We start from the raw sequence: 24571 nt of genomic DNA, 5'->3' as shown, positions 1-24571 counted from the left end.
AGCAGTCGCAAAACCTGCTGGCGAGTTTCAACTGACTGAACTCATTGAATGGCTTTGGGGCCGCTTCGCAGCCCAGCGGGAGCAAGCTCCCTCGCCACAAAAGCATGCACATTAAACAATTGACTGGAAAATCATCATGACCAAAAAACTCTTATCCCACCCAGTCAAAGCACTGGCCCTGGCCCTCGGCCTCTTCAGCTCCGTCACCTTCGCCGCCGACGCGCCGCTGAAGGTCGGCACCACCGCCGCCTTCGCCATTCCGCTGGAAGCCGCCGTAGAGGAAGCCAGCAAACAAGGCCTGAAAGTCGAACTCGTGGAGTTCAGCGACTGGATCGCTCCCAACGTCAGCCTCGCCTCGGGCGACATCGACGTGAACTACTTCCAGCACATCCCGTTCCTGGAAAACGCCAAGGCCGCGGCCGGTTTTGACCTGGTGCCGTTCGCCCCGGGCATCATCAACAACGTCGGTCTCTACTCGAAGAAATACAAAAGCTTCGCCGAGTTGCCCGAAGGCGCCAGCGTGGCCATCGCCAATGACCCGATCAACAGCGGTCGCGGCCTGCAACTGCTGGCCAAGGCCGGCCTGATCACCCTCAAACCGGGCGTCGGCTACAAGGCCACCGAAGAAGACATCATCGCCAACCCGAAGAAAATCAAAATCCTTCAGGTCGAAGCCGTGCAACTGGTACGCGCCTATGACGACGCCGATCTGGTCCAGGGTTACCCGGCCTACATTCGCCTGTCAAAAACCTTCGATGCCAGCTCCGCGCTGCTGTTCGATGGTCTCGATCACAAGGAATACGTGATCCAGTTCGTGATCCAGCCGAAAAGTAAAACCGACCCGCGCCTGATCAAATTCGTCGACATCTATCAGCACTCGCCAGCGGTTCGCGCAGCGCTGGATAAGACCCATGGCAAGCTCTATCAAGCAGGCTGGGAAAGCTGAGCATGACGGCCGCCATCCAACGGCGACTGGAGACTCCAGAGCCACACAGTGCTGAACGCACCGAGCTGCACCCCGAGCTGAACCGCGCCCACGTGCGCTTCATCGGCCTGGGCAAAACCTACAACGGCCAGCAAGGTCCGGTGGCGGCCCTGCACGGTATCGACCTGGCAATCCAGCGCGGTGAAGTGTTCGGCATCATCGGGCGCAGCGGTGCCGGCAAGTCGTCTCTGATCCGTACCATCAACCGCCTCGAACAACCGAGCAGCGGGCGAGTACTGATCGATCAGGTGGACATCGGTGAGTTCGATGAAGACCGCCTGGTGGCGCTGCGCCGACGGATCGGGATGATCTTCCAGCACTTCAATTTGATGTCGGCCAAGACGGTTTGGCAGAACGTCGAGTTGCCGCTGAAAGTCGCCGGTGTGCCCAAGGAAAAACGCGAGCAGAAGGTCCGTGAATTGCTCGAACTGGTCGGCCTGCAAGGAAAGCACAAGGCTTATCCGGCGCAGCTTTCCGGCGGCCAGAAACAACGTGTCGGCATCGCCCGTGCGTTGGTGCATGACCCGGAGATTCTGCTGTGCGACGAGGCCACTTCGGCCCTCGATCCGGAGACCACCCAATCGATCCTCGGCCTGTTGCGCGAGATTAATCAGCGCCTGGGCCTGACCATCGTGCTGATCACCCACGAGATGGCGGTGATCCGCGATATCTGCGATCGGGTCGTGGTGTTGGAGCACGGGCGAATCGTCGAACAAGGGCCGGTCTGGGAAGTATTCGGCAACCCGCAACATGAGGTCAGCAAGACCTTGCTCGCGCCGCTGCAACACGGTCTGCCGGAAGAACTGCAAAGCCGCTTGCGGGCACAGCCGCAGTCTTCGGACGCCGCCGTGGTCCTGCGCTTGCAATTCACCGGCAATACCCGCGACGAGCCAGACCTGGCGGCGCTTTTCAGCGCCCTCGGTGGCCGCGTGCGTTTGCTGCAAGGGGGCGTGGAACGGATTCAGGGCCATGCGCTGGGGCAATTGCTGCTGGCGGTGACCGGTTCGTCCCTCGGCGCCGAGGAATTGCGTCAGCGCGCCAGTCATTGGGCGCAACAGGTGGAGGTGCTGGGTTATGTGGTTTGATCGATTGCTGCAAGGTTTCATCGATACCTTCCTGATGGTCGGCGTGTCGTCACTGATCGCGCTGTTGGTGGGCATTCCGCTGGCGGTGATCCTGGTCACCAGCACCAAGGGCGGGATCTACGAAGCACCGGCGCTGAACCGCGCACTGGGCGCGTTCGTGAACCTGTTCCGCTCGATTCCGTTTCTGATTTTGATGGTGGCGCTGATACCGTTTACCCGGTTGATCGTCGGCACCACCTATGGCGTTTGGGCGGCGGTGGTGCCGCTGACCATCGCCGCCACGCCGTTCTTCGCGCGCATCGCCGAAGTCAGCCTGCGGGAAGTCGACCACGGGTTGATCGAAGCGGCACAGGCCATGGGCTGCCGGCGCTGGCATATCGTCTGGCATGTGTTGCTGCCCGAGGCGCTACCGGGGATTGTCGGCGGCTTCACCATTACGCTGGTGACCATGATCAACTCGTCGGCCATGGCCGGGGCGATTGGCGCTGGTGGGTTGGGCGACATTGCTTATCGATATGGGTATCAGCGCTTTGACAGCCAGATCATGTTGACGGTGATTGTGTTGCTGGTGGTGTTGGTGGCGGTGATTCAGTTGGGTGGGGATCGGTTGGCGCGGGGGTTGAACAAGCGCTGAATCAAGATCAAAAGTGCGAAAGCGCTTATAGTCAGTGCTTCTTTCTTTTTCTGTGCAGCCGACCATGAAACAGACTCCCGCCGACCTGGAGCAGATCACCTCTACCACCCTGGGCCATTACAACGCGGTGGCCGAAGACTTCCGTGAAGGCACTCGCGATCACGATGTCAGCCAGAACATCGATGCTCTGCTACGGCATATCCAGAGTAACGCGCCATTCAGCATTCTCGACTTTGGCTGCGGCCCTGGCCGCGACCTGAAAACGTTCACCCGCCTGGGCCACATTGCCATCGGGCTCGACGGTTCGGAAAAGCTTGCGCAGATGGCCCGGGACGACAGCGGGTGTGAGGTCTGGCAGCAGGACTTTCTGAAACTCGATCTGCCGGCCGAGCGGTTTGACGGGATTTTTGCCAACGCGGTGCTGTTTCATGTGCCGAGCCAGGAATTGCCGCGGGTGTTGAAGCAGTTGCGCGAGGCGTTGAAACCGGGCGGTGTGTTGTTCAGTTCCAATCCGCGTGGCGAGAATCAGGAAGGCTGGAACGGACCGCGTTATGGGGCGTATTACGATCTTCAGGTGTGGCGCGAAATGCTGACCGAAGCGGGGTTTGTGGAGCTGGAGCATTACTACCGGCCGGCGGGGCTGCCGCGGGAGCAACAGCCTTGGTTGGCGAGTGTTTGGCGTCGAATCGATTAGGGCGACGATCAAAAGATCGCAGGCTTCGCCAGCTCCTACAGGGTTTGGCGTTAACCCGGAATGATCCATGTAGGAGCTGCCGCAGGCTGCGATCTTTGCTTTTGAATCAGCTAGCGTGTTTCTTTGGCTCGCGAACCTTGTACCAAGCCACATACAGCGCCGGCAAAAACAGCAGCGTCAGCAACGTCGCGATGATGATCCCGCCAATCATCGCGTAGGCCATCGGCCCCCAGAACACTTCGCGGGCAATCGGGATCATCCCCATGCTCGCCGCCGCTGCCGTCAACAAAATCGGCCGACGCCGATGTTCCGTGGCCTGCACCACCGCGTCCCACGGCGTATAACCGCTCTTCTCGAAAGAATCGATTTGGGTCACCAGAATCACCGAGTTGCGGATGATGATGCCGATCAGCGCCAGAATCCCGAGGATCGCCACGAAGCCCATGGGCGTGCCGGTCGGAATCAGCGCCAGCACCACGCCGATCAAGCCGAGCGGCGCGACGCTGGCCACCAGGAACAGCTTCTGCACGCTGTGCAACTGGATCATCAGGAAGGTCGCCATCAAAAACAGCATCAACGGCACGACCTTGGCAATCGGCCCCTGAGCCTTGCCGCTTTCCTCCACCGTACCGCCAGTGGCAACTTTGTAGCCCACCGGCAAACCGGCGGCGAATTTGTCGATCTCCGGTTGCAGCTGTTGCACCAGGTCGGTCGGCTGAATTTCGTCGCGCACCGCAGCCTTGATGGTGATGGTCGGTTTGCGGTCACGACGCCATACCAGCGGTTGCTCCAGTTCGTAGCGCACCGTGGCGAACGCCAGCAGCGGTATCGAAGTGCCGCCGGGGGTGACGATCTGCAAGTTCTGCAAGGTTTCCGGGCTGCCGCGCTCGGCATCTTCAGCGCGGCCGACCACGTCGATCAGGTAGATGTCGTCATCGACCTGCGTCACCGGCGAGCCGACGACGATGCTGTTCATCAGGTTCGCCACGTCTTCCGACGACAGCCCCAGTTGCCGCGCCTTGTCTTGCGCGATGTCGATGCGCAGGACTTTGCCCGGCTCGTTCCAGTCGTAAATGATCTCGCCGATGTGCGGGTTTTTATCCAGTTCGGTGGCCAGGGCGATCGCGTGTTTGCGCACTTGATCGATGTCTTTACCGCTGACCCGATATTGAATCGGACGCCCCACCGGCGGGCCCATTTCCAGCGCCTGGACGTAACTGCCGATGCCGACGAACTCTTCACGCAAGCGCTTTTGCAAACGAGCTGTCAGCGCCGTGCGTGACTCCAGGCCTTTGCTGACGATCACCAGTTGCGCGTAGTACGGGTTCTGCAATTGCTGGTCGAGGGGTAGGTAGAAACGGATCGCGCCCTCGCCGATGTAGGTGCTCCAGCGCACGATGTCCGGGTCGCCCTTGAGCGTTGCTTCGAGCTTGTCCACGGCTTTGCGGGTTTCGGCGATCGAGGCGTTTTGCGGCAGGTTCAGGTCGACGAGGATTTCCGGACGGTCCGAGGACGGGAAGAACTGGTTCTGCACGAACTGCATGGAAAACACCGAGAGCACGAACAGCGCCACGGTGATGCCGATGGCCCACCAGCGATTGCGCATGGCCCAGAGCAGGCCGCCATTGAATGCCCGACCGATGCGTCCTGGCTCTGCGTCATGCGGTTTCACATTGCTGCTCAGAATATGCACACCGAGTACCGGGGCGAACAGCACGGCGACGATCCATGACACCAACATGGCCACCGCGATCACCGCGAACAGCGTGAAGGTGTACTCACCGGCGGAGCTCGCGTTCAAGCCGATCGGCACGAAGCCGGCGACGGTGACCAGCGTGCCGGTGAGCATCGGAAACGCAGTCGAGGTGTAGGCGAAGGTCGCTGCTTGCTCTTTGGTTTCACCCATTTCCAGGCGCGTGACCATCATCTCCACCGTGATCATCGCGTCGTCCACCAGCAGGCCGAGGGCGATGATCAGCGCTCCGAGGGAAATCCGCTGCATGGTGATGCCACTGTATTCCATGAAGAGGAAGACCATCGCCAGCACCAACGGAATCGAACACGCCACCACCAGCCCGGCGCGCACCCCAAGGCTGACGAAGCTGACGATCAGCACGATCACCACGGCCTCGAACAACGCACTGGTGAAACCGCCGACAGCTTCTTCCACCACTTCGGCCTGATCGGAAACGTTGTGCACGCCAACGCCCACCGGCAGGTCGGCCGTCAGCTCGTTCATGCGCAGATGCAGCGCCTTGCCAAATGCCTGGATGTTGCCGCCCTTCTTCATGGCGATTGCCAGGCCGATGGCCGGCTGGCCGTTGAAACGAAACTCCGGGGTGGCAGGATCGACATAGCCACGGCTGATGTCGGCGATGTCGGCCAGGCGGTAGAAGCGGTCGTTGAGCTTCAGGTTGACGTTGGCCAGGTCTTTCTCAGAGGCAAACTGCCCCGAGGTCCGCACCGAAATCCGCTCAGGGCCGGCCTCGATCACTCCCGCCGGGGTCACGGCATTCTGTGATTGCAGGCTCTGCACCACCTGGCGCTGATCGATGCCGAGGGCGGCGAGTTTGCGGGTGGAGAAGTTCAGGTACAGCACTTCATCCTGCTCGCCGATCATTTCGACCTTGCCCAACCCTGGCACTTCACGAATTTCGGCACGCACCTGTTCCACGTAATCGCGTAGCTGGCGCATCGACAGGCCGTCAGAGGTAAAGGCATACACCGAACCGAACACGTCGCCGAACTCATCGTTGAAGCCCGGCCCTTGCAGGCCTTGCGGGAAGTCGCCGCGGATGTCGTTGATCTTCTTGCGCACCTGGTACCAGATTTGCGGAATGTCCTTGGCGCTGGTGGTGTCGAGCAGGTTAACGAAGACCGTCGATTCGCCGGGACGGGTGTAGCTTTTCACGTAATCGAGCGAGTCGAGTTCTTCGAGTTTTTTCTCGATCCGGTCAGTGACCTGCTTGAGGGTTTCTTCCTGGGTCGCACCGGGCCAACGGGTCTGGATCACCATGGTTTTGATGGTGAACGACGGGTCTTCTTCGCGCCCCAGGTTCAGGTACGAGAACACGCCCATCAGCAGCGCGACGAACATCAAATACCAGACAAACGACTGATGCTTGAGGGCCCACTCGGATAAGTTGAAACTCCCATTCATTGCGGGCTGCCCTCGTCGATTTTCACTTTCTGCCCCGGTTTGAGGCTGTTCACACCGGCACTGACCACCCGCTCGCCAGAGTTCACGCCGTTGGCCAGGACCACCGTGGCATCGGTCCGGCTGATCACGCTGACGTCCCGTGGCGCAACGGTTAGCGTCTGCGGGTCGATGACCCAGATCCGCGTTTTCCCATCGACCTCTTGCAGCGCACTCACCGGCAGTTCGAGGCGAGGCTTGATTGCGGAGCTGAGGGTCACGCTGATCGCCGTGCCGAGGTGAAAACCCGGCGGCGTATCGGTCAGGCTCAGGCGGGCGCGACGGGTACGGGTCGCACTTTGGGCCTGGGGTTCGATTTCACGCACGATGGCGGTGCTGGTGATGCTCGGGTCCAGCTGTGAGGCGACCTGGAACACCACGTCGGCCGGCAAATCATCGACCAGGGTGTCGGGCAAGTCGATCACCGCTTCCTTGATGTCCGGCTGCGCCAGGGTCACCACTTGCTGGCCGGCGGTCACCACTTGCCCGGCTTCGGCGCTCCACGCGGTGACAATGGCTTTGTGATCGGTGCGCAGTTCAACGTAGTTGAGTTGGTCCTGCGCCTGATTGACCGCGGCCCTGGCTTGATCGAGGGACGCCTGGGTGGTTTTCAGATCGGTCTGGGCGATGTCCAGTTGCGCCTGCGCGCCAACCCCGCGATTGAACAACTCCTGCTGACGCCGAGCGTTGGCCTGGGCGTTGATAAGCTGCGCCTGGACACGCGCCAGATCCCCTTGAGCCGAGCGCAACTGGTTCTGCTGATCGGTGGGGTCAAGGGTGGCGAGCAAGGCGCCCTTCTGTACTTCGGCGCCGACATCGACGTTACGGCTGGCGATACGCCCCGGCACACGGAACCCGACGTTGCTTTCGTAACGAGCCTGAATGCTGCCGGCGAACCGGCCGAGGTTCTCTTGATTGAGCGCTTTCACCTCTATGGACAGCACCGGCCGTACCGGTTCTGGCGGAGCTTCTTCCTTGGAACAGGCGCCCAGCAGCACAGCGGCGGACAACAGCAACAGGCGTTTCATGGTTGGGCTCCTGTCGCTGGGGTCTCGTAGGTATTTTCGACGACCTCCACCCGCACGCCCGGGTGCAGTAACTGACCACCCGCGGTGACGACTTTTTCGCCACCGGTGAGGCCAGCGCTAACAATGACTTTGCCGGTCAGGTAACGGCCGACGGTGACCGTGTGCAACTGCGCCTTGCCCTCGGCGTCCACCAGCCACACGGCCGGGTCGCTGAGATTTTTGGTCAGGGCCGCCCAAGGCAGTTCCACCGCGGTTTTGCCCACAGGCTTGGCGGTGGCGCTCACCACCGAGCCGAGCTGCATGCCTTCAGGGAGACTGTCGAGGCTGACTTTGACTTGCACCGTGCCGGTCTGCGCAGACACCGCGGGCGTGACCTCCCGAACGGTGCCCGTGGTCTTGATCTTCGGATTGTCGAGCAGGCTGACCACAATTGATCTGTCCGATGGCGGCTCGGCCAGCAGCGATTCGTAAACGTTGAACACCGCGTCACGCTCGCCATCCCGGGCCAGGCTGAAAATCGGCACCGTGGCTTGTACCACCTGGCCGACTTCGGCCTGGCGCGCGGTAATCACGCCCGGCGCGTCGGCAATCAACGCGGTGTAGCTCAGTTGATCGCGGGCGTTGGCCAATTGCGCTTGAGCGGCGCTCAGAGCGCTCTGGCTGCTGCGCAAGGCCGCTTGGGCGGAGTCGTATTCGCTCTGGCTGGTGTAGCCCTTGGGCAGAAGTTTTTGCTGGCGAACGAAGGCTGCCGCTGTCTGTTTGACCCGCGCCTGTTCGGCAACCACCTGGGCCTGGGCCGAATCGACATTGGTTTGCAGGTCTTTGGGGTCAAGCCTGGCCAGTACTTGTTTGGCTGAAACCCGGTTCCCGACGTCGACCATGCGCTGGATGATCTTGCCACCCACGCGGAACGACAACTCGGTCTGGACACGCGCCTGGACGTCGCCGGTGAGAGTCACCGCGGCGGCGTAATCGGTTGGCTTGACCTCTTGCACGAAAACTCGCGGACGGTCCTTCTCGACGGGCTTTTTATCGCCACAGGCGGTCAGCAAGGCAAAGATGCTCAGGCCAACCATTAATTTCAATCCGGGACCCGCCATGCAGACTCCTTTGCGTTGTACGTACGTGCCAGTGACGATACGACTGTGAGCTTAGAACAGGGTTCCACCTTCGCCCACGCCGATAATCAAAGACCGCGATCTTTTGACTTTAGCGATCGTGATATCGCCGGAAGATCAAAAGATCGCAGCCTTCGGCAGCGCCTACAACGTTAATTCATCAACGCGGTGATCCTGATGCCGATTTGGTGGTCGGGCAGCGGATGCTGGATGAGCCGGCGTGGTATTGGCCTGACTGAGACACAGTGACCGTTCCCACACCTGTGGCGAGGGAGCTTGCTCCCGCTGGGGCGCGCAGCGGCCCTAAACCTGAGCATGCGGTTTGTCTGAGGTAACGCATTGATAGGTTTTGCGGCTGCTGCGCAACCGAACGGGAGCAAGCTCCCTCGCCACAGGTGGAAACGTTTATCTGAAGCAAATCACCCCTGCCACTTCCCACCCTCGACGATCACGCTCTCAGGCCTGGTGTCATCGCTCAATTCTTTACGCACATACTGGTCGTACAGCTTGAGCAAAAACTTTTCCTCACCCAGCTTCGCCAACTCGGCATTCACCCAGTCACGCAGTTCGATGTTGCCCTTCTTCACCGCCGGGGCGATCGGCGCTTCGGCGCCCAACTTCTGTTCCAGCACGCGATAACCCGGGTTCTGCTTGGCCCAGCTGAACAGCACCAGATTGTCCTGCGCATAAGCGTCGCCGCGACCATTGGCCAGGGCTTGCAGGGACTCGGAGTTTTTCTCAAACTTCAGCAGTTTCCAGTCCGGGTGATTTTTGGTCAGCCAGACATCGGCTGTGGTGCCCGTGGTCACGATAGTCGTGCGGGTCGCCAGGTCATCCAGATTTTTCACCGAACTGGCCTGCGGCACCAGCGCCTGCACCGCCACCTTGAGGTTCGGGTTGGTGAAGTCCACCGCTTCCTTGCGCTCCGGGGTGACGGTCATGTTGGCCAGGATCAGATCGACCTTGTCGCTTTGCAGAAACGGAATCCGGCTCGCCGGCTCCACCGCCACGAACTCGACTTTGTTTTCATCGCCCAACAGATCCTTGGCGAATTGGCGGCCAATGTCGGTATCGAACCCCACGTAGCGTCCGGCTTCATCGACAAAACCGAACGGCGGTTTGTCGGTGAACACGCCGACAATCAGCTTGTCCCGGGCTTTGATCTTTTCCAGGTATCCGGCCGGTGCGCTGCTGACGCTGGCGACTTTCGGCTTGGCCGGTTCTTCGGTTTTGTTGCAACCGGCCAACAGCGCCAGGCCGAACAGCGGGAGTAGCAGCAGAGAAGACTTGGCAGTTTTCATGGCAGTTCCAATTCCTTTATTTGAGTCGTTTTGGGTAGTGCGGCGACGAAGGAGAACTTCTCCAGGAACTGCTGCGCTCGTGCGGTTTGCGGGTTCGTAAAGAAAATCTCGGGGGGTTGTTGCTCAAGGATGCGCCCGGCGTCCATGAACACGATGCGGTCGGCCACGGCGCGGGCGAAGGCCATTTCGTGGGTGACAATCAGCAGGGTCATGCCCTCGCGGGCCAGCCCCTGAATCACTTCGAGTACCTCCTTGACCATCTCCGGGTCGAGGGCGGCAGTAACTTCGTCAAAGAGCATGACCTGGGGATTCATGCACAGCGAACGGACGATGGCGATGCGTTGCTGCTGACCGCCGGAGAGCTGACGCGGAAACGCGTCGCGCTTGTCCAACAGGCCTACGCGCTCCAGCAAGGCTTCGGCCTGGGCACGGGCTTCGCGGCGGTCGCGCTTCTGCACTTTCACCGGGCCAAGCAGCACGTTATCGAGCACGCTCATGTGCGGGAACAGGTGATAACTCTGGAATACCATGCCGATCTGCTGACGCACTTCGCGCCAGTCGGTGCCCTTGTCCAGCAACTCACGCCCGGCAAAACTCAAGCTGCCGCTGTGAGCGACTTCCAGGCCGTTGAGGCAGCGCAGCAAGGTGCTTTTGCCACAGCCGCTGGGGCCGAGGATGACGATCACTTCGCCCGGTTTCACCTTCAGGTCGATGCCGTTGAGCACCTGCTGCTCGCCGAAAAACTTGTTGAAACCCTTGAACTCGATCAATGCGCTCATGCTTGCGTCCAGCGCCGCTCCAGCACGCGGGAGGCGGCTGACAGCGGGTAGCAGATGAAAAAGAAAAACAGAAACAGCGCGCCGTAGATCAGTACCGATTCGTAGGTGCGCTCGATGATCTGCTGGCCGACCTTGATCACGTCCACCACGCCGATCAGCACCGCCAGGGAGCTGGTCTTGATGATCCGCGTGTAGACGTTGATGGTCGGCGGCGTCATGCGTTTCAGCGCCTGGGGCAGCAGCACGTAGCCGTAGAGTTGCGGGCCGTTCAAGCCAATCGACAATCCCGCTTCTCGCTGGCCGCGCGGTAACGAATGCAAGGCGCCGCGCACCACTTCCCCGACTTCGCTGGCGCCCCACAGCGACAGCACCAGCACCGCGCACCAGAAGCTCGGAATGCTCAGGCCGAAAAAAATCGGCAGGCCGAAGAACAGCAAATACAACCAGACCAGCACCGGGATCGCCCGGAACAATTCCAGATAAACCCGCAGCATTGCGTTGAGCCATGTCGAATTCAGCGTGCGCAACACGCCGTAGAGCACCCCGCCGACGGTGCTGAAGGCGATGCTCAGGAAAGAAATCGACAAGGTTTGTGCAGCGCCCTTGCCCAATTGCGGCAACGACACCATGAGCAACTCAAGACCCGAACTGGCCATGCTGGAGCCTCCTTTCCAGACGGCTGAGCAGCAGCGACAACGGCAAAAACAACAGCACGCAGATCAACGTCAGCACGGCGAGCATTTCGTAGGTTTTGTAATAGAGCGCGATGTAGCTCTTGGTGGTGTAGAGAATCTCCGGCACCGCCACCGCCGAGACCACGGTGGTTTCCTTGAGCAGGAATATGAAATTGGCGAATAGCGACGGCAGGCTGAGAATGCCGGCCTGCGGCAAGATCACGTAGCGCAGCAATTGCCCGTGGGACAAGCCAATTGAACGACCGGACTCAAGTTGCGCCTGGGGCACGGCATCCACGCCGGCACGCAGGACTTCGGTGAGGTAGGCTCCACCGAGAAAGGTCATGGTGATGATCGCTGCGGCGAAGCCCGAGACTTTGATGCCCAGGGCCGGCAACGCGAAGTAGACGAAGAACAACTGGATCAGCAATGGCGTGTTGCGCGCCAGCTCCACATACAGCCCGACCAGGCGCTGCAGGTAAGGCGTGCGAAACACCAGAATCGTCGCGTTGACCAGCGCCACCAGCAATGAAGTGCCGATGGCGATGAAGCCGACCTGCAGCGTCACGCCAACGGCTTTGAGAAACGCCGGCAGGGTGCTGAGGATAAATGCGTAATCGAAGGTCATTGAACATCCTGTACGCCGCTCGGTAAGCGACGATGGCGCAGTCCATGGGCAGTGGATAACCACCCGGCAAGCACCGACTTTAAAGGTATAAAAAGAGGAATTTAAATACCGTTAAAGCATATTGATATCACGCAAAAAACTATTCTGCGGATTTGCGACGGCAGCGGGAGACGGCTATTTTCCTTTGCGCTGTAGGAAGGATCTTTTTTTCAAAATACCCCTCCAAGGACGTACAGCTTTTGGTCAGACTCCCCCGGCCGAACCATCACAAGGAAGAGAACATGGCTAACGTAAACGTGCCACAGCGGCTGGATCCGCAGGACATCGTGAAATTGCTGGTGGCGTTGCGCAAGGCGTTGAAGGCGCGGGTGGCCTGAAATCTTAAAGCAAAAGATCGCAGCCTCGTTTCACTCGACAGCTCCTACAGGGGATACGCATTTCAATGCAGGAGCTGTCGAGTGAAACGAGGCTGCGATCTTTTGATCTTGGCGCAATAAAAAACGCCGACGCTGTAGTAGCCGTCGGCGTTTGAAACCTTGAAGGGGTTCGAGACTGCAGTGAATCAGAACGCCGGCAGTACGGCGCCGCTGTATTTCTTGTCGATGAACGCCTTCACTTCCGGGCTGGTCAGGGCCTTGGCCAGTTTCTGGATGGCAACGCTGTCCTTGTTGTCCGGACGTGCCACCAGGAAGTTCACGTAAGGTGAATCGGCACCTTCGATCACCAGCGCGTCTTTAGCCGGGTTCAGGCCGGCGTCCAGCGCGTAGTTGGTGTTGATCATGTCCAGGTCGACCTGGTCCAGAACACGCGGCAGCATGGCCGATTCCAGTTCCTTGAACTTGAAATTGTGCGGGTTCTTGGCGATGTCTTTCGGGGTGGCCAAAGCGTTTTTCGGGTCTTTCAACTCGATCAGGCCAGCCTTCTGCAGCAGGATCAGGGCACGGCCGCTGTTGCTGCCTTCGTTCGGGATGGCGATGGTTGCGCCGTCCTTCAGCTCAGCCAGGGTTTTGACTTTCTTCGAGTAGCCGCCGAACGGTTCGACGTGCACACCGATCACAGTCACCAGGTTCGTGCCTTTGCCTTCGTTGAAGCTTTTCAGGTACGGCAGGGTCTGGAAGTAGTTGGCGTCCAGACGCTTCTGGTCGACCTGCACGTTCGGCTGAACGTAGTCGGTGAAGACTTTGATCTCCAGGTCCACGCCTTCTTTGGCGAGGGTTGGCTTGATCAGTTCAAGAATCTCGGCATGTGGAATCGGCGTCGCCGCAACCACCAGTTTCTCGCCAGCCTGGGCCAGGCCCGCGGTCAGGGCAGCCGCCAATGCGGTGAACAACAGAACCTTTTTCATGCAGTGTCCTTATCGAAAATCACGGTCGTCATCGACGACGGCTAAATGTTTAGGTGCCAGTGAAGTGCTATCGCTGGCGTGACGCGGACAATACCGGGATTTTTTATTCCCGAACAATATCTTTTATTCACTTTCATATTCCATTTTGTTCATACAGGTGCCGCACCCGATGTAGGAGCTGCCGAAGGCTGCGATCTTTTGATTTTGGCGATTTCAAAGCCACCGAAGATCAAGATCAAAAGATCGCAGGCTGCGCCGGCTCCTACGAAAGCCCAGTGTCTTTAAGCAGTTGTTTCAAGGCCGCTTTCTCGGTAGCGGAGCCGCTGCCGAGGATTTTTTTCAGTTGCTGCTCGATCTGTAGCAACGATGCAGACGCCTCGGGCAGATTCAAATGCTCCGGCAAAATCTCGTCGCCGGTACTCACCAGCAGCGCAAAGTGAATGACGTTCTCCAGCTCTCGGGTGTTGCCCGGCCAACTGTGTTGCTCCAGCAGATGCTGCGCGGCTTCGCTGATCAGTGGCACCGGCAGGTCGAGGCGTTGGCTGTAGATGCCGAGGAAGTATTCGGCCAGCGACAAAATATCGCCCACCCGCTCACGCAAGGCCGGCAGTTCGAGCTGGCCTTCGCTGAGGTAGTGATAAAGCCGCTCATGGAATTTTCCGGCAGCCACCGCTTGCGCCAGATCGATGCTGGTGGCCGCCACCAAACGCACGTCCACCGGGCTCGGGTGGTGCGCCCCGACGCGGGTAACTTCGTGGTTTTCCAGGGCTGCGAGCAACTTGATCTGGATCGGCAGCGGCAGGTCGCCGATCTCGTCCAGGTACAAGGTGCCGCCGTTGGCCGAGCCGAACCAGCCGGCACGACTGCTGGCCGAACCGCTGTAACTGCCGGCGGCATAGCCGAACAGTTCAGCGTCGGCGTAAGTCGGGCTGATCGCGCCGCAATTGACTGAGACGAACAACCCGCCACGATCACTGGCGCGATGGATGTGCCGCGCCAGCAGTTCTTTACCGCTGCCGGTTTCACCGCGAATCAACACCGAGATCGAACGTGGCGCCAGTTGTTCCAGCTCGTGGCGCAATTGCCGGGAACGCGGATCGACAAACACCAGCGCCTTGGCGCGGATGCTCAGCGGGCTTTTCTCCGCATCGGGAAAGGTCAGCAATGGCTGACCGAAAGTTTCATGCAAACTCATGGCAGACTCCCGCCCAAAACCGCCGGGAGACGGGGGCGATTTTTAAAGAAAAAGAATGAGGTTCAAGCGCGGCGCAGGGCGTGCTGTTCCATGCGGTTTTGCAGCCGATAGAGGTACGCAAAACCCTGCTCCCAGCGCCGGTGACCGGACTTCACGTTGATGTGCCCGGCCCCCGATAAAATCCCCGCCTCGGCGCCCCACTGACGCGCCAGTTCAAGCGCACGTGGCGCGCTCACGGCGGCGTCGTTGTCAGAGCTGACGACCTGGCTCGGGAACGGCAATAAATGGGTCGGGATCGGCGCGAAGTTGCGCAGGGCCGGTGCACAGGCCGGGCGTTCGACATCCGCCGGCGCAACCAGCAAGGCGCCGCGCACTTGACGTAAAAATTGCACCGGAGCGGTGGCCGCCCAATGGGCGACGGTGATGCAACCCAGGCTATGGGCGATCAGGATCACCGGCGTGCTGTCGGCGGCAATCGCCTCGGCCAACGCCGCGACCCAGTCTTCGCGACGAGGCGTCAGCCAATCAGCCTGCTCCACCCGCGCGCTGTTCGGCAGACTGTTCTGCCAATGGGTTTGCCAATGATCTTCTGGCGATCCTTGCCAGCCCGGCACAATCAGGTAGCGAATTGATTCGTTGCGCATGGGGGAGCTCTCCTGCTGCGTGTCTGTTCCTGATCGAGTATAGGGAGGAGAGTTATATTCGTTAAGGAATAAGAAGCTATTTATTAAGACCAATATCGAATATGCGTTTGCCCGAAATAAAAAAGGGGCCGCACCCTGCCAAGGAGACGGCCCCGGAAACTCAAAATCTGTTTGCGCTGATCAACAATCCTGAAGCCGATGATTGGCGAAATCGGTTATCCAATAAAGGAATATTTAATTACTTTATTAGGCCTAAATAGCATATACAAATCATCTTCGACAATCGTCGACCCCTCGCTGCTTGCGTCACAACGTAGCGTCCCTTTGGGTCAAATTGATGACGAGCGTTTTTCGCCTTTGAGTTTCCGGGTGCCTTGCTCAAACCTGGGCGGCATGCACCTGACGGGGTTCTGTGGTCGCCTTGTGCGCAAATCGGTTCGCCCGTGCAAACGTCCCGAAATCATTGAACCGAACCCCCATTTCGCGCATTACCTCATGCGCCACCGGAACGGTCATCTGGCGGATGTAAAACGGTTCCTTCACCACAAAATGATGGATCCCGTGGCTGCTGCCAAAGTTGAAGCAGAACGCCTGCAACGGCCACAGCCACCAAGCGTTCAAGACCTGAGTCTGCTCAATCACATTCCCCGGCTCGACGTCACCGTAGTAGTGCATGTTCGAGCTGACAAAGTGCAGGCAGAACGTGCGCAACACGTTCGGACCGATGATCACCACGACAGCGATGTCGATCACTTGCATCACCGCCAATGTCGTCGCCGACCATTCGATGGGCACAGCCAACAGATGCGCGATGCCGTTGACGGCGTGAAAACCGAGGAACACATACCACGCCCCCCAATGCATCAGCGCCAGCGGTGCGTAAACTTTCAGGGAGCGCTTGAGGATGCTGAACTTGTGCGCCCAGGTCTTGGCCCGCAGCATGCGGATAAACGCCGACATCACGTTGTCGCCAACCATCAACAGCCGCGCAAAACCCCAGCGCTCACCGTTGGTGATCGCCCGCTCTTCCATATCGGCTTCGGTGCCGGACACCTTGTGGTGGTTGAGGTGCAAATGGCGGCGAATCCACGGGTTGATGGTGCTCGGCCGCGCCAGCCATACCAGGCCCATCATCAGGTTATGCGGCACCCGCTGTTTGCGAAAATACATGCTGTGAATCAGGTCATGCTCAAGTTCATGGGTCAACGAAGCGAAAAACGCGTTGAGCAACAGGCATGCCCACCAGGCCATGTATCCGTTGATATAGAGCACTGCCGAACCGATCATCCCGGCCAGGGCGAAGGCCAGGATGCCCGCACCCAAGGCGTCCTGATGGTTGAGAATCGGGTAGCGCCGACGCAACTCGACGCCCTTGGCCAATACCACCTGGCGAATATGCGCTGATCGTTGTGCTGCATTCAGTCGCTGGGGACTTGCAGAAGTACCGTCCATGCTTCCATCCTCTGGTTATTGATGTTCGCATCCTGCCCTGTGATGCTTCACACAGCGGTAGCCGTGAACGCCAACCTGTTGACCGGACGCGCCAATCGACATGACTGAACCGACCTCCCTCGCCAGCTGGACCCGCGCCCTGCGCAAGCAGCTCGATGCGCTGGGCCTCGACAGCACCGCCCTGTGCCGACAGGCGGGGCTCGATCCGCAGTTGATGGACGACCCGAACGCCCGTTACCCGTTGTCCGGCACCACGCGCCTGTGGGAAATCGCGGTGCAGGTCAGTGGCGACCCGGCGATTGGCTTGCGGGTGTCGCGGTTTGTCAGCCCGACCACGTTTCATGCGCTCGGGTATGCGTTGGTGGCCAGCGGCAGCCTGCGGGAAGTGTTCGAGCGCATCGTGCGTTATCACCAGGTGGTCAGCGATGCGCTGGACCTGGAACTGACCCGCGCCGAGGATCGTTATCGCTTCCGCCTGAAAATCCCCCAGGGCAACCCCGCGCCAGCCTTCGAAGCCATTGACGCCTTCGCGGCGATTTACGTGCGCACCTGCCGAAACCGGCTGGGCCGTGACTACGCGCCGCTGGCGGTTTATCTGCGCCGTCCGGAACCTGCCGACCCGCATCAATGGCACAAAGTGTTCCGTTCGCCGGTGTATTTCGCCGCCGAGGAAGACCGACTGGAATTCGCCCTGGTGGATTTCGACAGCCACCTGGACGACGCCAACCCGGAACTGGCCGAACACAACGAAACCGTGCTCAAACGCACCCTGGCGCAACTCAAGCCCCTGACCTGGGAGCGCAAGGTTCGCGACGCCATCGAAGAGCAACTACCCGAAGGCGAACCGTCGGCCGATCGCATCGCCGAGGCACTGCACTTGAGCTTGCGCAGCCTGCAACGGCACCTGGCGGACGAAGGTTGTCGGTTCGATACGCTGCTCAACGAAAGTCGGGAAAACCTGGCGCTGCTGCACCTGCGCGACCCGCAATGCTCGTTGAGCGAGGTCAGTTACCTATTGGGATTCGCCGACACCAGCAGCTTCAGCCGCGCGTTCAAGCGCTGGACCGGAATGACGCCGGGGCAGTTTCGGGATGGGTTGCGGTAATAGATTCGCAAGTTGCGTTGAGATTTCCGGCCAGCGATAGCAATTTTTCAAACACCACTGAAACCGCTACCGCCGCCGATCTCGCCGCAACAGCTTGCGCACCCGCTTCACCAGCTCGCTGACGGTAAACGGCTTGAGCAGGTAATCATCCTCATGCAGCTCCAACCCGCGCAGCCGGTCCTCGATGCCGTCCGTGGTGGTGAGCAACAGCACCGGCGTATCGCCGAGCTTGCGGATCTGCTGCAGCAACTGCCAGCCGTTGAGCCCCGGCAGCATCACGTCGAGGATGATCAATTCATATTCGCCAGATTCGATAAAGCGTCGGCCGTCCATGCCATTGAGCGCTACATCCACCGCATAACTCGCTTCGCTCAGGCCTTTGGCCAGGAGGCTGGCGGTCTCGGGCTCATCTTCCACTAACAGCACACGCATGGCACACCTCGATTATTCAGCCTTACAGGCTAAGCCCCTTCGAGTGAGTTGCCCATGACAAACTTATTTTTCCGGCTGAGGGGTTCTGTCGAGTGTGGTTCTATTGAAGGAGGTAAAAGCCGCGCCCATTCATTTTCGACAGGTCACGGCTTGATGGGACGAGTTAACAAGGGACTTACTGACCGTCGCTTACCTTGAAATCAAAAATATCCGTAAATGGCGATCTTTCTCGGCCCATCGTTTGAAATGCAACGGCTGAGTAATTGCCTATCTCAAGAGCAACGTCGTTGGACCATTTACCATCAACTCCGGCATCCACCGACGTGAGTTCGGTACCATCAATGGGGACCTTAACGACTACTACCTGCCATCCCGGAAGAGCGGTTCCGGAGAATTTTACCGGGTTTCTGACATTATCATTTTTTGTCGGAGTATCAACGACAGGTGGAGCAATGTTTTTGTTGGTCGGAAGCTCAGTGCGATCTACACCACCAGCTGCTTTGCCTTGGTTAATATTGCTCATAGTGCCCATCTCCTTTGGTTGTCGTCTTCGACAATCTTCTTTTTATACCTCTGACCTCCAGCTATCTACTGTCATATCTGATAGGTAGCCCGTAGCTTCTCCAAATCCAAAATCTCAATCTCACCATAACTCAGACCGAGAATCCCCTGCCCCTGCAAGTCCTTGAGGATCTGGTTGGTGGTCTGGCGCGACAACGACAGCATCGACGCCAGTTGCTCCTGCGGCAGTTGCAGAACGCGGCGCGGCAGGTCGATTTCACCATAGCCCTCGGCGATCATCAGCAAGCGATGGGCCAGGCGTGCTGGGGCCGGCATCAGGCTCAGCTGTTCGAGGTTGATAAAGGTCAGGCGCAGTTTGTGGCTCATCAACAACGCCAGTTGTCGCCAGTACACCGGGTGTTCATCTAGTAATGCCAGCAGCGCCGTTTGCGGGATGTGCAACAGAATGCACTGGCCCACGGCGTAGGCATCATGGGTTCGCGGCTGACCATCGAACAGGCAGATTTCGCCGAACCAGTGCGGCGGTTCCACCAGACTCAGCAGCGCCTCCTTGCCCTGCTCGCTCACCGCGCCAATGCGCACCGAACCTTCAAGCACCGCATACAACCCGCACGGGGGATCACCGCGTTTGAACAGCAGTTGCCCCGGCAATAGGCGCCGAACCCGGGCGATTGTCAGCAGACTATCCTGTAAGGAAACAGGTAAATGACTGAACCATTGCCCCGTATCCAGGCGCGAACGCCAAACCTGCATGTCCATGAAAACTCCTGGAGATTGTCGCCTGGCTGACAGAGCGAGAGATGAACCCGGGGCATCATCAATCACCCTACAGGAGGAATAACAATGAAAAGCCTCGTTGACCATCTCAGTCAATACGCCGCTTACCACCGTGATCCGCGCAATATCGCCAGCCACTTCGTGGGCATCCCCCTGATCGTCGTGGCGGTCGCGGTGTTGCTGTCGCGTCCGCAATGGGCCGGGGGCTGGCTGTCACCGGCAGTGCTGGTGTCACTGGTGTCGGCGTGGTTTTACCTGCGCCTGGAACTGCGGCTGGGAGTGCTGATGACGGTATTGCTGGGCCTGTCGGTCTGGCTGGGGCATGTGCTTGCGCAGCAAAGCACATTTGCCTGGCTTGGCGCCGGCATCGGGATGTTTGTGGTGGGCTGGGCGATTCAGTTTGTCGGTCATCATTACGAGGGGCGCAAACCGGCGTTTGTCGATGATGTGACGGGGTTGATTGTCGGGCCGTTGTTTGTAGTGGTGGAAGCAGGCTTCCTGCTGGGGCTTCGGGGTGAGCTGAAACGGGCCATCGAAGAACGCGCCGGGCCAGTGGCCTTGCGCAATCAACGCTCCGCCGCCTGAGAAAAAGAGCGGTAACGGATTGATGCCGTTACCGCTCCAGGTTTCACAGCGTGCCGAACTCGACCCGAACCGTCAGTGCACCGAGGTTGTCCTTCAAACCCGCACCGTAGAGGCCTAGCAGGTCATCATTGATACACAACTGCAGCTCGCCTTGCTGGCCGGCCGGAATCTGCGCCAGATCACCGATCAGGAAGGGAATGCCAAAGTCACCAACACGGCCGATCAAAGCACCTTCGGCGGCCCCCATCAGCGTATAGCCGAACTTGGCGATGTAGTCTGGATTGCCCTTTCCATCCACCCAGCCACCCGCCGGACTGGCGCACCATAAGCCAAGGACACAACGAGCCAGACGCGGCACCAGACCGTTGATCTGTACACCGGTGCCCTGCCAGGGCAGATTGGCCAGAACCTCCACCGTCGCAGCCTTCAGGTCGTTGGCCAGCGTATCCCCGGCCTGGAACGACAACGCGGCAATCGTCAGGCTCGGGTTCGAAGTGCCGGTGCTGGGGAAGACACCATCGCCCACCAGGAACAGGTTCTTGTGGTCCCAACTGCGCTGGTATTTGTCGACGACCGATTTGGTTGGATCATCGCCCATGCGATAGGTCCCCATCAGGTGCCCGGCGCCCTGGAAACTGTAAGGCTCATTGTCGTAGGTGAACGTCCCGGGCGTGAGAGGTGTCGTCAGCTCCACCGCGCCGAGCAGTTCGGTGATGATGTGAGTCGCCAACTTCTTCGCCTGCTTGAAGCCCTCCTTGGTGTATTTGGACAGGTCATAGTGAATTTCCGGCCGGGGAATGCCGAGCCGGTCCTTGTACTCGGTCGACGGCACGATGTAACACGTGGGGTGATCGGGATCGTCCTCGACCTGCTCCACCAGAAACGCGATCCGGAACTGACGGATGAACAAGTCGTTGAGCTTTTGAACCAACGCTGTCCCATAGAGCACTTGCTGTGGTTTCAAGGCCGGCGGTAGCGGGTTGGTTTGACTGTGATTCGCCCCGTCGATGAAGTCAGCCACGGTGGTGTAAGGATCGGTGGCCGGCCAGTTCCAGCCCTCGTTACCGATTTCGATGCGCCACGCCGCTCGAGATTTGCGAAAGTCACCGTCACGCAAACTCTCGATGCCCGCCGTGGACAGAGGACCCCGGTACGGAAAAACCGCCTTGCCTTCAGGCATCAGCCCCCATGCCAGGTAGATCGGGTGATCGGCCAGGCTGCGTCCCACCTGCCCACTGCTGTTGGCCACACCTTTGGGCCAGGCCGGACTCGTGGAATTCAGTAATAGCTTGGGTGTCTCGATGGCATGGGCGGCGATCACATAACGCTGCCCGATAGCGACGCCGGTTCCAGTGACCGGGCCGTCGCCAAGCTGATACTGAATGAATTCGATGCCGTTGATATTGCTGTCCGCCCCGACAGTCACTTTGCTGGCCACGGTTCGGTACAACACCTTGACCTTGCCGGTGGCCAGGGCTTTGTTCATTGTCACTGTCGCATCGTACTTGGCCTGGATCGGGCAGATCGGTGTGCAGTTGGTGTTGCCGGCACACACCCGGCGCCCCGCGTAAGGTTGGGAATTACGTCCGGCGGGCGTCGGGCTGACCACCAGCGGCAAGCCGTCAAACGTCTGCCCCGTCACGGCCGTGACAAAACTGCCATCGACCAGCGACAACGGAATGCTATGCATCGGGAATGAATAACCTTCGGGAAAGGTCATGCCCAGATAGGCCTGGTCGGCGACATTGGCCGCCACGCCGATTTCCGCCTCGGCCCGGCAGTAGGCACTTTGCAGATCGTCGTAGCCGATAGGCCAGTCCACCCCGACGCCGTATTTTGATTTCAGGCGAAAATCGTTCGGCACCATGCGCAGACATGTCCCGACCCAATGCCAGGTGGTGCCGCCGCCGACCCGTTCATAGGTGCTGGTGAAGGGCATCGGGCCTTTCTGTACCAGATAGCTGATCGCCGGCTTGTCCCAGCCCAGGATCAAATCGGCGATGGTCGCACGCGGGGCGTTCTCGTCGGCCGGATCACGGGGCGTGTCCAGGCTCGTCACCGGTGGGTAAGGGGCTTCGGGGGTTTTCAGCGTGGCCGTATAGAAACGCTCCAGGTATTGAGCACGGTTGGCCGGGATTTCCGGGCCTGATTCGAGCACCAGCACATCCACCCCGGCCATGCCCAGTTGATAAGCGATGATGCTGCCGGCCAGCCCCGCGCCAACGATCACTACGTCCGCTTGTTCGGTACTCATGACAAGGCTCCTTGCTGTCCGCTGGCGGGTACTCCGGTGTAATCCTCAAGGCTCGGCGGCGTGGTGTTCCAATAGCCGAAAAACATCTCGCTGTAGCCCATGGGATGGGCCTGGGCAATTTTCCAGGCCCAGCTGTTGATGTAGGCCTGATCGGACACCACCATCGAGTCGGTCGATTTGTAGCTCCCGGTGGCATAGGGCTGATACCAGACACCCAACAACCACAGCTTCATGATCGAACGCGCTGCTCGGGCGGTTTGCGTGGTCGCCGGTTGCGCCCCATCCATCAGTACCGCCTGGGCGATCCGGTCCGGAGGCTCAAGGTCCGCCGCCATCGTGGCGTACTGAGTCAGCAAGGCGTTGAGCACATCAGGGGTGATGCGCGGCGTGATGAACTCGAGAAAGATCGGCGGCAAGCCCACCTGGTCGATGGCCGGCGCCAGTCGATCAGCGGGAATGCCGGTGAGGGCCGATGAAAGGCCAATGAAGTTTTGCAGATCACTGCTCATGGCTGACTCCTTGTCCACCCGTGGACTGTGCGCGTTCAAGCAGGTAGGTGAAATCCGCGAAGCTGGTGCGCGGGGATTCGGTGACATGGGTGGCCGCATTACCGTGGCACGCCATGCAACTGGAAGACGCCTGGGGTACGGTGCCCTGGATATAGGTTTCCAGCGTGGCGTTGGCCAGGAACAAGGGCGCGGGACTGCCCAGTGGGTTGGTCGCCGATATCTGGCAATTGGGCTGTGGAGGGGCAGACGGCCACTGGGTGCTGATCAATTGATAGTTCGCCCAGACACTCTGCGGATTGACCGTTCGCAGCAGGGCCTGGTACGTGGTGTTCAGGTTTTTGGTGGCGTCGGTCAGCGGCGCGTCACGCTCGATCTGCGAGGGCGTCGCCTTGACTGCCGGGTTCCACGGCCGTGGCGGAGGCTGGTTGACGTCGCTCTTGCTGTTGACGTTGTAGAACAGGTACGGGCCCACCCGCTGCTCAGGAGGCGTGGATTTCTCCGGTACGTTTTTCACATGTTCAAAGGTTGACCAGACCCACTGCGCCGCATTGGCGGTCTTATGAACGATGTGCAACCCCACCAGCCCGACCGGCTCGGACACACACGACTCCTCGACAATCGGCCCATGACTTGGGTCGTTGTTGCCCGGCGTATAGACCAGCGCATCGACGGTGTGGAAATCCTGCCTGCGGTCATTGGGGCCCAGCACTTTCCACGACGCCTTCACCATCACCGCACCGACCTGCTTCGTCTCAGCCGAGCCACAGCTGAAAGCCACGGCGTTGCTCGGGCTCGCGGCGAAAAACTTCTGCTGGCCTTCGATGCTGTACAGCCCGTTGTTGACGATCCCGTCGAACATCGATTGGTTGACCACGATTTCGTTGCGCGTATAGACGCCGTTCTGATCCACCAGCGGGCCACTCTCGAAAGGCTGGATAAACTCATCCAGCACATCGGGCACCTTGCCCATCTGTTGTAACAAGCGGCCAGGCTTGAGTGACTTGCACACTTCGGGGAGGGTTGCCGGGGCATCCCAGGGCAGCGGTGTCTGTCCCTTGGCCCGGAAGATCTGGTAGCTCTCTTTCCAGCTTTCCCACACCGTGGCCCCATCCTGCTTACCGATGGGGGTGCCGGTATTTGGATCGCCATTGTCCAGCGCCGGCCAGCTCAGAGCGATGAAGGTCTGCCACGACAAGTCATCGAAATCGGCCTGCAGGCTGGGCAGAGAAACCGGTTGGGTAACCGTGACATCAAAGGGTATCTGTGGCGACAGCGAGGGGGCGGCGCTGGCGGACGAGCCCAGCAAAACGCTCAACAAGGCACAGCCAAACGGGCCATGCCGACTGACTTCCATTCTCATGTTTTATCTCCTTGGCATCAGGGCGCCAGGAGATAACACCGGTCCGTCATGGACTCTCACTGCCTCCTGGCAAGTCAGAGTCTAGGTAGGGTTTTAGGCAAAGAAGTCACGGGGGTAGAACCGATCGAAGCAAGGTCGGTTGGTGTTATTACAGATTGGGCGGGATGTTCTTGGGGACGCCATCGCGAGCAAGGACTTTGGGTTGGCCACAAATGTGTGTTCAACCCAAATCCACTGTAGGAGCTGGCGCAGCCTGCGATCTTTTGATC

At 59.5% G+C, this 24571-nt stretch carries 23 protein-coding genes; 6 read left to right on the top strand and 17 right to left on the bottom strand.

The genetic code is table 11. The features are described from left to right. The first annotated feature begins 136 nt into the window (after positions 1–136). From ACEN9A_RS00480 to ACEN9A_RS00465, 4 genes are all read left to right on the top strand, one after another. The gene (locus tag ACEN9A_RS00480) at positions 137–946 is read left to right on the top strand and encodes a MetQ/NlpA family ABC transporter substrate-binding protein (RefSeq protein WP_258671936.1); all 810 of its coding nucleotides are present in this window, start codon (positions 137–139) and stop codon (positions 944–946) included. Between the two features lie 2 nt (positions 947–948). Next, on the top strand, positions 949–2070 hold the full coding sequence (locus ACEN9A_RS00475) for a methionine ABC transporter ATP-binding protein (protein WP_258671934.1): 1122 nt from the start codon (positions 949–951) through the stop codon (positions 2068–2070). After that, positions 2060–2704, top strand: a complete 645-nt coding sequence (locus ACEN9A_RS00470; protein ID WP_018929342.1) for a methionine ABC transporter permease — start codon at positions 2060–2062, stop codon at positions 2702–2704. Before ACEN9A_RS00475 ends, ACEN9A_RS00470 begins: the two co-directional genes overlap by 11 nt. Positions 2705–2768: 64 nt before the next feature. Beyond that, entirely contained in the window at positions 2769–3398 is a 630-nt protein-coding gene (locus ACEN9A_RS00465; RefSeq protein ID WP_258671932.1) for a class I SAM-dependent methyltransferase, read from the top strand. A 106-nt stretch (positions 3399–3504) separates the two neighbouring features. On the opposite strand, the gene ACEN9A_RS00460 is transcribed toward ACEN9A_RS00465, so the two are convergent. The 11 genes from ACEN9A_RS00460 to ACEN9A_RS00410 form a co-directional block, all read right to left on the bottom strand. Further along, a complete protein-coding gene (locus ACEN9A_RS00460; RefSeq protein ID WP_258671929.1) occupies positions 3505–6558 on the bottom strand; it encodes an efflux RND transporter permease subunit in 3054 nt (1017 codons plus the stop codon). Beyond that, entirely contained in the window at positions 6555–7622 is a 1068-nt protein-coding gene (locus tag ACEN9A_RS00455; RefSeq protein WP_019651526.1) for an efflux RND transporter periplasmic adaptor subunit, read from the bottom strand. Before ACEN9A_RS00455 ends, ACEN9A_RS00460 begins: the two co-directional genes overlap by 4 nt. Next, positions 7619–8722, bottom strand: coding sequence for an efflux RND transporter periplasmic adaptor subunit (locus ACEN9A_RS00450; RefSeq protein ID WP_258671927.1), 1104 nt, complete (start codon positions 8720–8722; stop codon positions 7619–7621). Before ACEN9A_RS00450 ends, ACEN9A_RS00455 begins: the two co-directional genes overlap by 4 nt. A gap of 437 nt (positions 8723–9159) precedes the next feature. Next, the gene (locus ACEN9A_RS00445) at positions 9160–10041 is read right to left on the bottom strand and encodes a transporter substrate-binding domain-containing protein (RefSeq protein ID WP_258671925.1); all 882 of its coding nucleotides are present in this window, start codon (positions 10039–10041) and stop codon (positions 9160–9162) included. Beyond that, a complete protein-coding gene (locus ACEN9A_RS00440; RefSeq protein ID WP_258671923.1) occupies positions 10038–10820 on the bottom strand; it encodes an amino acid ABC transporter ATP-binding protein in 783 nt (260 codons plus the stop codon). The genes ACEN9A_RS00445 and ACEN9A_RS00440 overlap by 4 nt, the downstream gene beginning before the upstream one ends. Continuing rightward, on the bottom strand, positions 10817–11476 hold the full coding sequence (locus ACEN9A_RS00435; protein ID WP_018929350.1) for an amino acid ABC transporter permease: 660 nt from the start codon (positions 11474–11476) through the stop codon (positions 10817–10819). Before ACEN9A_RS00435 ends, ACEN9A_RS00440 begins: the two co-directional genes overlap by 4 nt. Next, complete coding sequence (locus ACEN9A_RS00430) at positions 11457–12122, bottom strand: amino acid ABC transporter permease (RefSeq protein WP_018929351.1); 666 nt, start codon at positions 12120–12122, stop codon at positions 11457–11459. Before ACEN9A_RS00430 ends, ACEN9A_RS00435 begins: the two co-directional genes overlap by 20 nt. 562 nt (positions 12123–12684) lie before the next feature. Continuing rightward, positions 12685–13467 (bottom strand): MetQ/NlpA family ABC transporter substrate-binding protein, encoded by a 783-nt coding sequence (locus ACEN9A_RS00425; protein WP_007941045.1) that lies wholly within the window; start codon positions 13465–13467, stop codon positions 12685–12687. A 262-nt stretch (positions 13468–13729) separates the two neighbouring features. Next, positions 13730–14662: a sigma 54-interacting transcriptional regulator gene (locus tag ACEN9A_RS00420; RefSeq protein ID WP_258671921.1), complete on the bottom strand. Its 933-nt coding sequence runs from the start codon at positions 14660–14662 to the stop codon at positions 13730–13732. A gap of 62 nt (positions 14663–14724) precedes the next feature. Further along, positions 14725–15306 carry an alpha/beta hydrolase gene (locus ACEN9A_RS00415; RefSeq protein WP_019651533.1) on the bottom strand — a complete coding sequence of 194 codons (582 nt, stop codon included), beginning with the start codon at positions 15304–15306 and terminating at the stop codon, positions 14725–14727. Between the two features lie 378 nt (positions 15307–15684). Further along, on the bottom strand, positions 15685–16758 hold the full coding sequence (locus tag ACEN9A_RS00410; protein ID WP_258671919.1) for a fatty acid desaturase: 1074 nt from the start codon (positions 16756–16758) through the stop codon (positions 15685–15687). Between the two features lie 100 nt (positions 16759–16858). Here ACEN9A_RS00410 and ACEN9A_RS00405 point away from each other — a divergent pair, with 100 nt between their 5' ends. Then, positions 16859–17863 carry an AraC family transcriptional regulator gene (locus ACEN9A_RS00405; RefSeq protein WP_019581709.1) on the top strand — a complete coding sequence of 335 codons (1005 nt, stop codon included), beginning with the start codon at positions 16859–16861 and terminating at the stop codon, positions 17861–17863. A 66-nt stretch (positions 17864–17929) separates the two neighbouring features. Here the strand turns inward: ACEN9A_RS00405 and ACEN9A_RS00400 are convergent, their stop codons facing one another. The 3 genes from ACEN9A_RS00400 to ACEN9A_RS00390 form a co-directional block, all read right to left on the bottom strand. After that, entirely contained in the window at positions 17930–18295 is a 366-nt protein-coding gene (locus ACEN9A_RS00400) for a response regulator (RefSeq protein ID WP_258671916.1), read from the bottom strand. A gap of 175 nt (positions 18296–18470) precedes the next feature. After that, positions 18471–18818 carry an Ig-like domain-containing protein gene (locus ACEN9A_RS00395; RefSeq protein WP_258671915.1) on the bottom strand — a complete coding sequence of 116 codons (348 nt, stop codon included), beginning with the start codon at positions 18816–18818 and terminating at the stop codon, positions 18471–18473. A 71-nt stretch (positions 18819–18889) separates the two neighbouring features. After that, on the bottom strand, positions 18890–19576 hold the full coding sequence (locus tag ACEN9A_RS00390; protein WP_258671913.1) for a Crp/Fnr family transcriptional regulator: 687 nt from the start codon (positions 19574–19576) through the stop codon (positions 18890–18892). Between the two features lie 84 nt (positions 19577–19660). Here ACEN9A_RS00390 and ACEN9A_RS00385 point away from each other — a divergent pair, with 84 nt between their 5' ends. After that, positions 19661–20179, top strand: a complete 519-nt coding sequence (locus ACEN9A_RS00385; protein ID WP_258671911.1) for an Mpo1 family 2-hydroxy fatty acid dioxygenase — start codon at positions 19661–19663, stop codon at positions 20177–20179. Positions 20180–20222: 43 nt separating this feature from the next. Here ACEN9A_RS00385 and ACEN9A_RS00380 read toward each other — a convergent pair whose 3' ends face one another. The 3 genes from ACEN9A_RS00380 to ACEN9A_RS00370 are packed head-to-tail and all read right to left on the bottom strand — an operon-like array spanning position 20223 to position 24302. Then, positions 20223–22433, bottom strand: coding sequence for a GMC family oxidoreductase (locus tag ACEN9A_RS00380; protein WP_258671909.1), 2211 nt, complete (start codon positions 22431–22433; stop codon positions 20223–20225). Continuing rightward, entirely contained in the window at positions 22430–22942 is a 513-nt protein-coding gene (locus ACEN9A_RS00375; protein WP_019581704.1) for a hypothetical protein, read from the bottom strand. Before ACEN9A_RS00375 ends, ACEN9A_RS00380 begins: the two co-directional genes overlap by 4 nt. Next, the gene (locus tag ACEN9A_RS00370; RefSeq protein ID WP_408981101.1) at positions 22932–24302 is read right to left on the bottom strand and encodes a cytochrome C; all 1371 of its coding nucleotides are present in this window, start codon (positions 24300–24302) and stop codon (positions 22932–22934) included. Before ACEN9A_RS00370 ends, ACEN9A_RS00375 begins: the two co-directional genes overlap by 11 nt. Positions 24303–24571: the final 269 nt, after the last annotated feature.

The sequence above is a fragment of the Pseudomonas sp. Pseusp18 genome (assembly GCF_059506005.1).
Note: the sequence above shows the minus strand (reverse complement) of the source record. Positions and strands in the feature narration are given on the sequence as shown.

Bases quoted from the DNA above. Each gene is read 5' to 3' on its own strand.
- ACEN9A_RS00480 (WP_258671936.1), top strand. From the start codon at position 137: ATGACCAAAAAACTCTTATCCCACCCAGTCAAAGCACTGGCCCTGGCC.
- ACEN9A_RS00475 (WP_258671934.1), top strand. From the start codon at position 949: ATGACGGCCGCCATCCAACGGCGACTGGAGACTCCAGAGCCACACAGT.
- ACEN9A_RS00470 (WP_018929342.1), top strand. From the start codon at position 2,060: ATGTGGTTTGATCGATTGCTGCAAGGTTTCATCGATACCTTCCTGATG.
- ACEN9A_RS00465 (WP_258671932.1), top strand. From the start codon at position 2,769: ATGAAACAGACTCCCGCCGACCTGGAGCAGATCACCTCTACCACCCTG.
- ACEN9A_RS00460 (WP_258671929.1), bottom strand. From the start codon at position 6,558: ATGAATGGGAGTTTCAACTTATCCGAGTGGGCCCTCAAGCATCAGTCG.
- ACEN9A_RS00455 (WP_019651526.1), bottom strand. From the start codon at position 7,622: ATGAAACGCCTGTTGCTGTTGTCCGCCGCTGTGCTGCTGGGCGCCTGT.
- ACEN9A_RS00450 (WP_258671927.1), bottom strand. From the start codon at position 8,722: ATGGCGGGTCCCGGATTGAAATTAATGGTTGGCCTGAGCATCTTTGCC.
- ACEN9A_RS00445 (WP_258671925.1), bottom strand. From the start codon at position 10,041: ATGAAAACTGCCAAGTCTTCTCTGCTGCTACTCCCGCTGTTCGGCCTG.
- ACEN9A_RS00440 (WP_258671923.1), bottom strand. From the start codon at position 10,820: ATGAGCGCATTGATCGAGTTCAAGGGTTTCAACAAGTTTTTCGGCGAG.
- ACEN9A_RS00435 (WP_018929350.1), bottom strand. From the start codon at position 11,476: ATGGCCAGTTCGGGTCTTGAGTTGCTCATGGTGTCGTTGCCGCAATTG.
- ACEN9A_RS00430 (WP_018929351.1), bottom strand. From the start codon at position 12,122: ATGACCTTCGATTACGCATTTATCCTCAGCACCCTGCCGGCGTTTCTC.
- ACEN9A_RS00425 (WP_007941045.1), bottom strand. From the start codon at position 13,467: ATGAAAAAGGTTCTGTTGTTCACCGCATTGGCGGCTGCCCTGACCGCG.
- ACEN9A_RS00420 (WP_258671921.1), bottom strand. From the start codon at position 14,662: ATGAGTTTGCATGAAACTTTCGGTCAGCCATTGCTGACCTTTCCCGAT.
- ACEN9A_RS00415 (WP_019651533.1), bottom strand. From the start codon at position 15,306: ATGCGCAACGAATCAATTCGCTACCTGATTGTGCCGGGCTGGCAAGGA.
- ACEN9A_RS00410 (WP_258671919.1), bottom strand. From the start codon at position 16,758: ATGGACGGTACTTCTGCAAGTCCCCAGCGACTGAATGCAGCACAACGA.
- ACEN9A_RS00405 (WP_019581709.1), top strand. From the start codon at position 16,859: ATGACTGAACCGACCTCCCTCGCCAGCTGGACCCGCGCCCTGCGCAAG.
- ACEN9A_RS00400 (WP_258671916.1), bottom strand. From the start codon at position 18,295: ATGCGTGTGCTGTTAGTGGAAGATGAGCCCGAGACCGCCAGCCTCCTG.
- ACEN9A_RS00395 (WP_258671915.1), bottom strand. From the start codon at position 18,818: ATGAGCAATATTAACCAAGGCAAAGCAGCTGGTGGTGTAGATCGCACT.
- ACEN9A_RS00390 (WP_258671913.1), bottom strand. From the start codon at position 19,576: ATGGACATGCAGGTTTGGCGTTCGCGCCTGGATACGGGGCAATGGTTC.
- ACEN9A_RS00385 (WP_258671911.1), top strand. From the start codon at position 19,661: ATGAAAAGCCTCGTTGACCATCTCAGTCAATACGCCGCTTACCACCGT.
- ACEN9A_RS00380 (WP_258671909.1), bottom strand. From the start codon at position 22,433: ATGAGTACCGAACAAGCGGACGTAGTGATCGTTGGCGCGGGGCTGGCC.
- ACEN9A_RS00375 (WP_019581704.1), bottom strand. From the start codon at position 22,942: ATGAGCAGTGATCTGCAAAACTTCATTGGCCTTTCATCGGCCCTCACC.
- ACEN9A_RS00370 (WP_408981101.1), bottom strand. From the start codon at position 24,302: ATGAGAATGGAAGTCAGTCGGCATGGCCCGTTTGGCTGTGCCTTGTTG.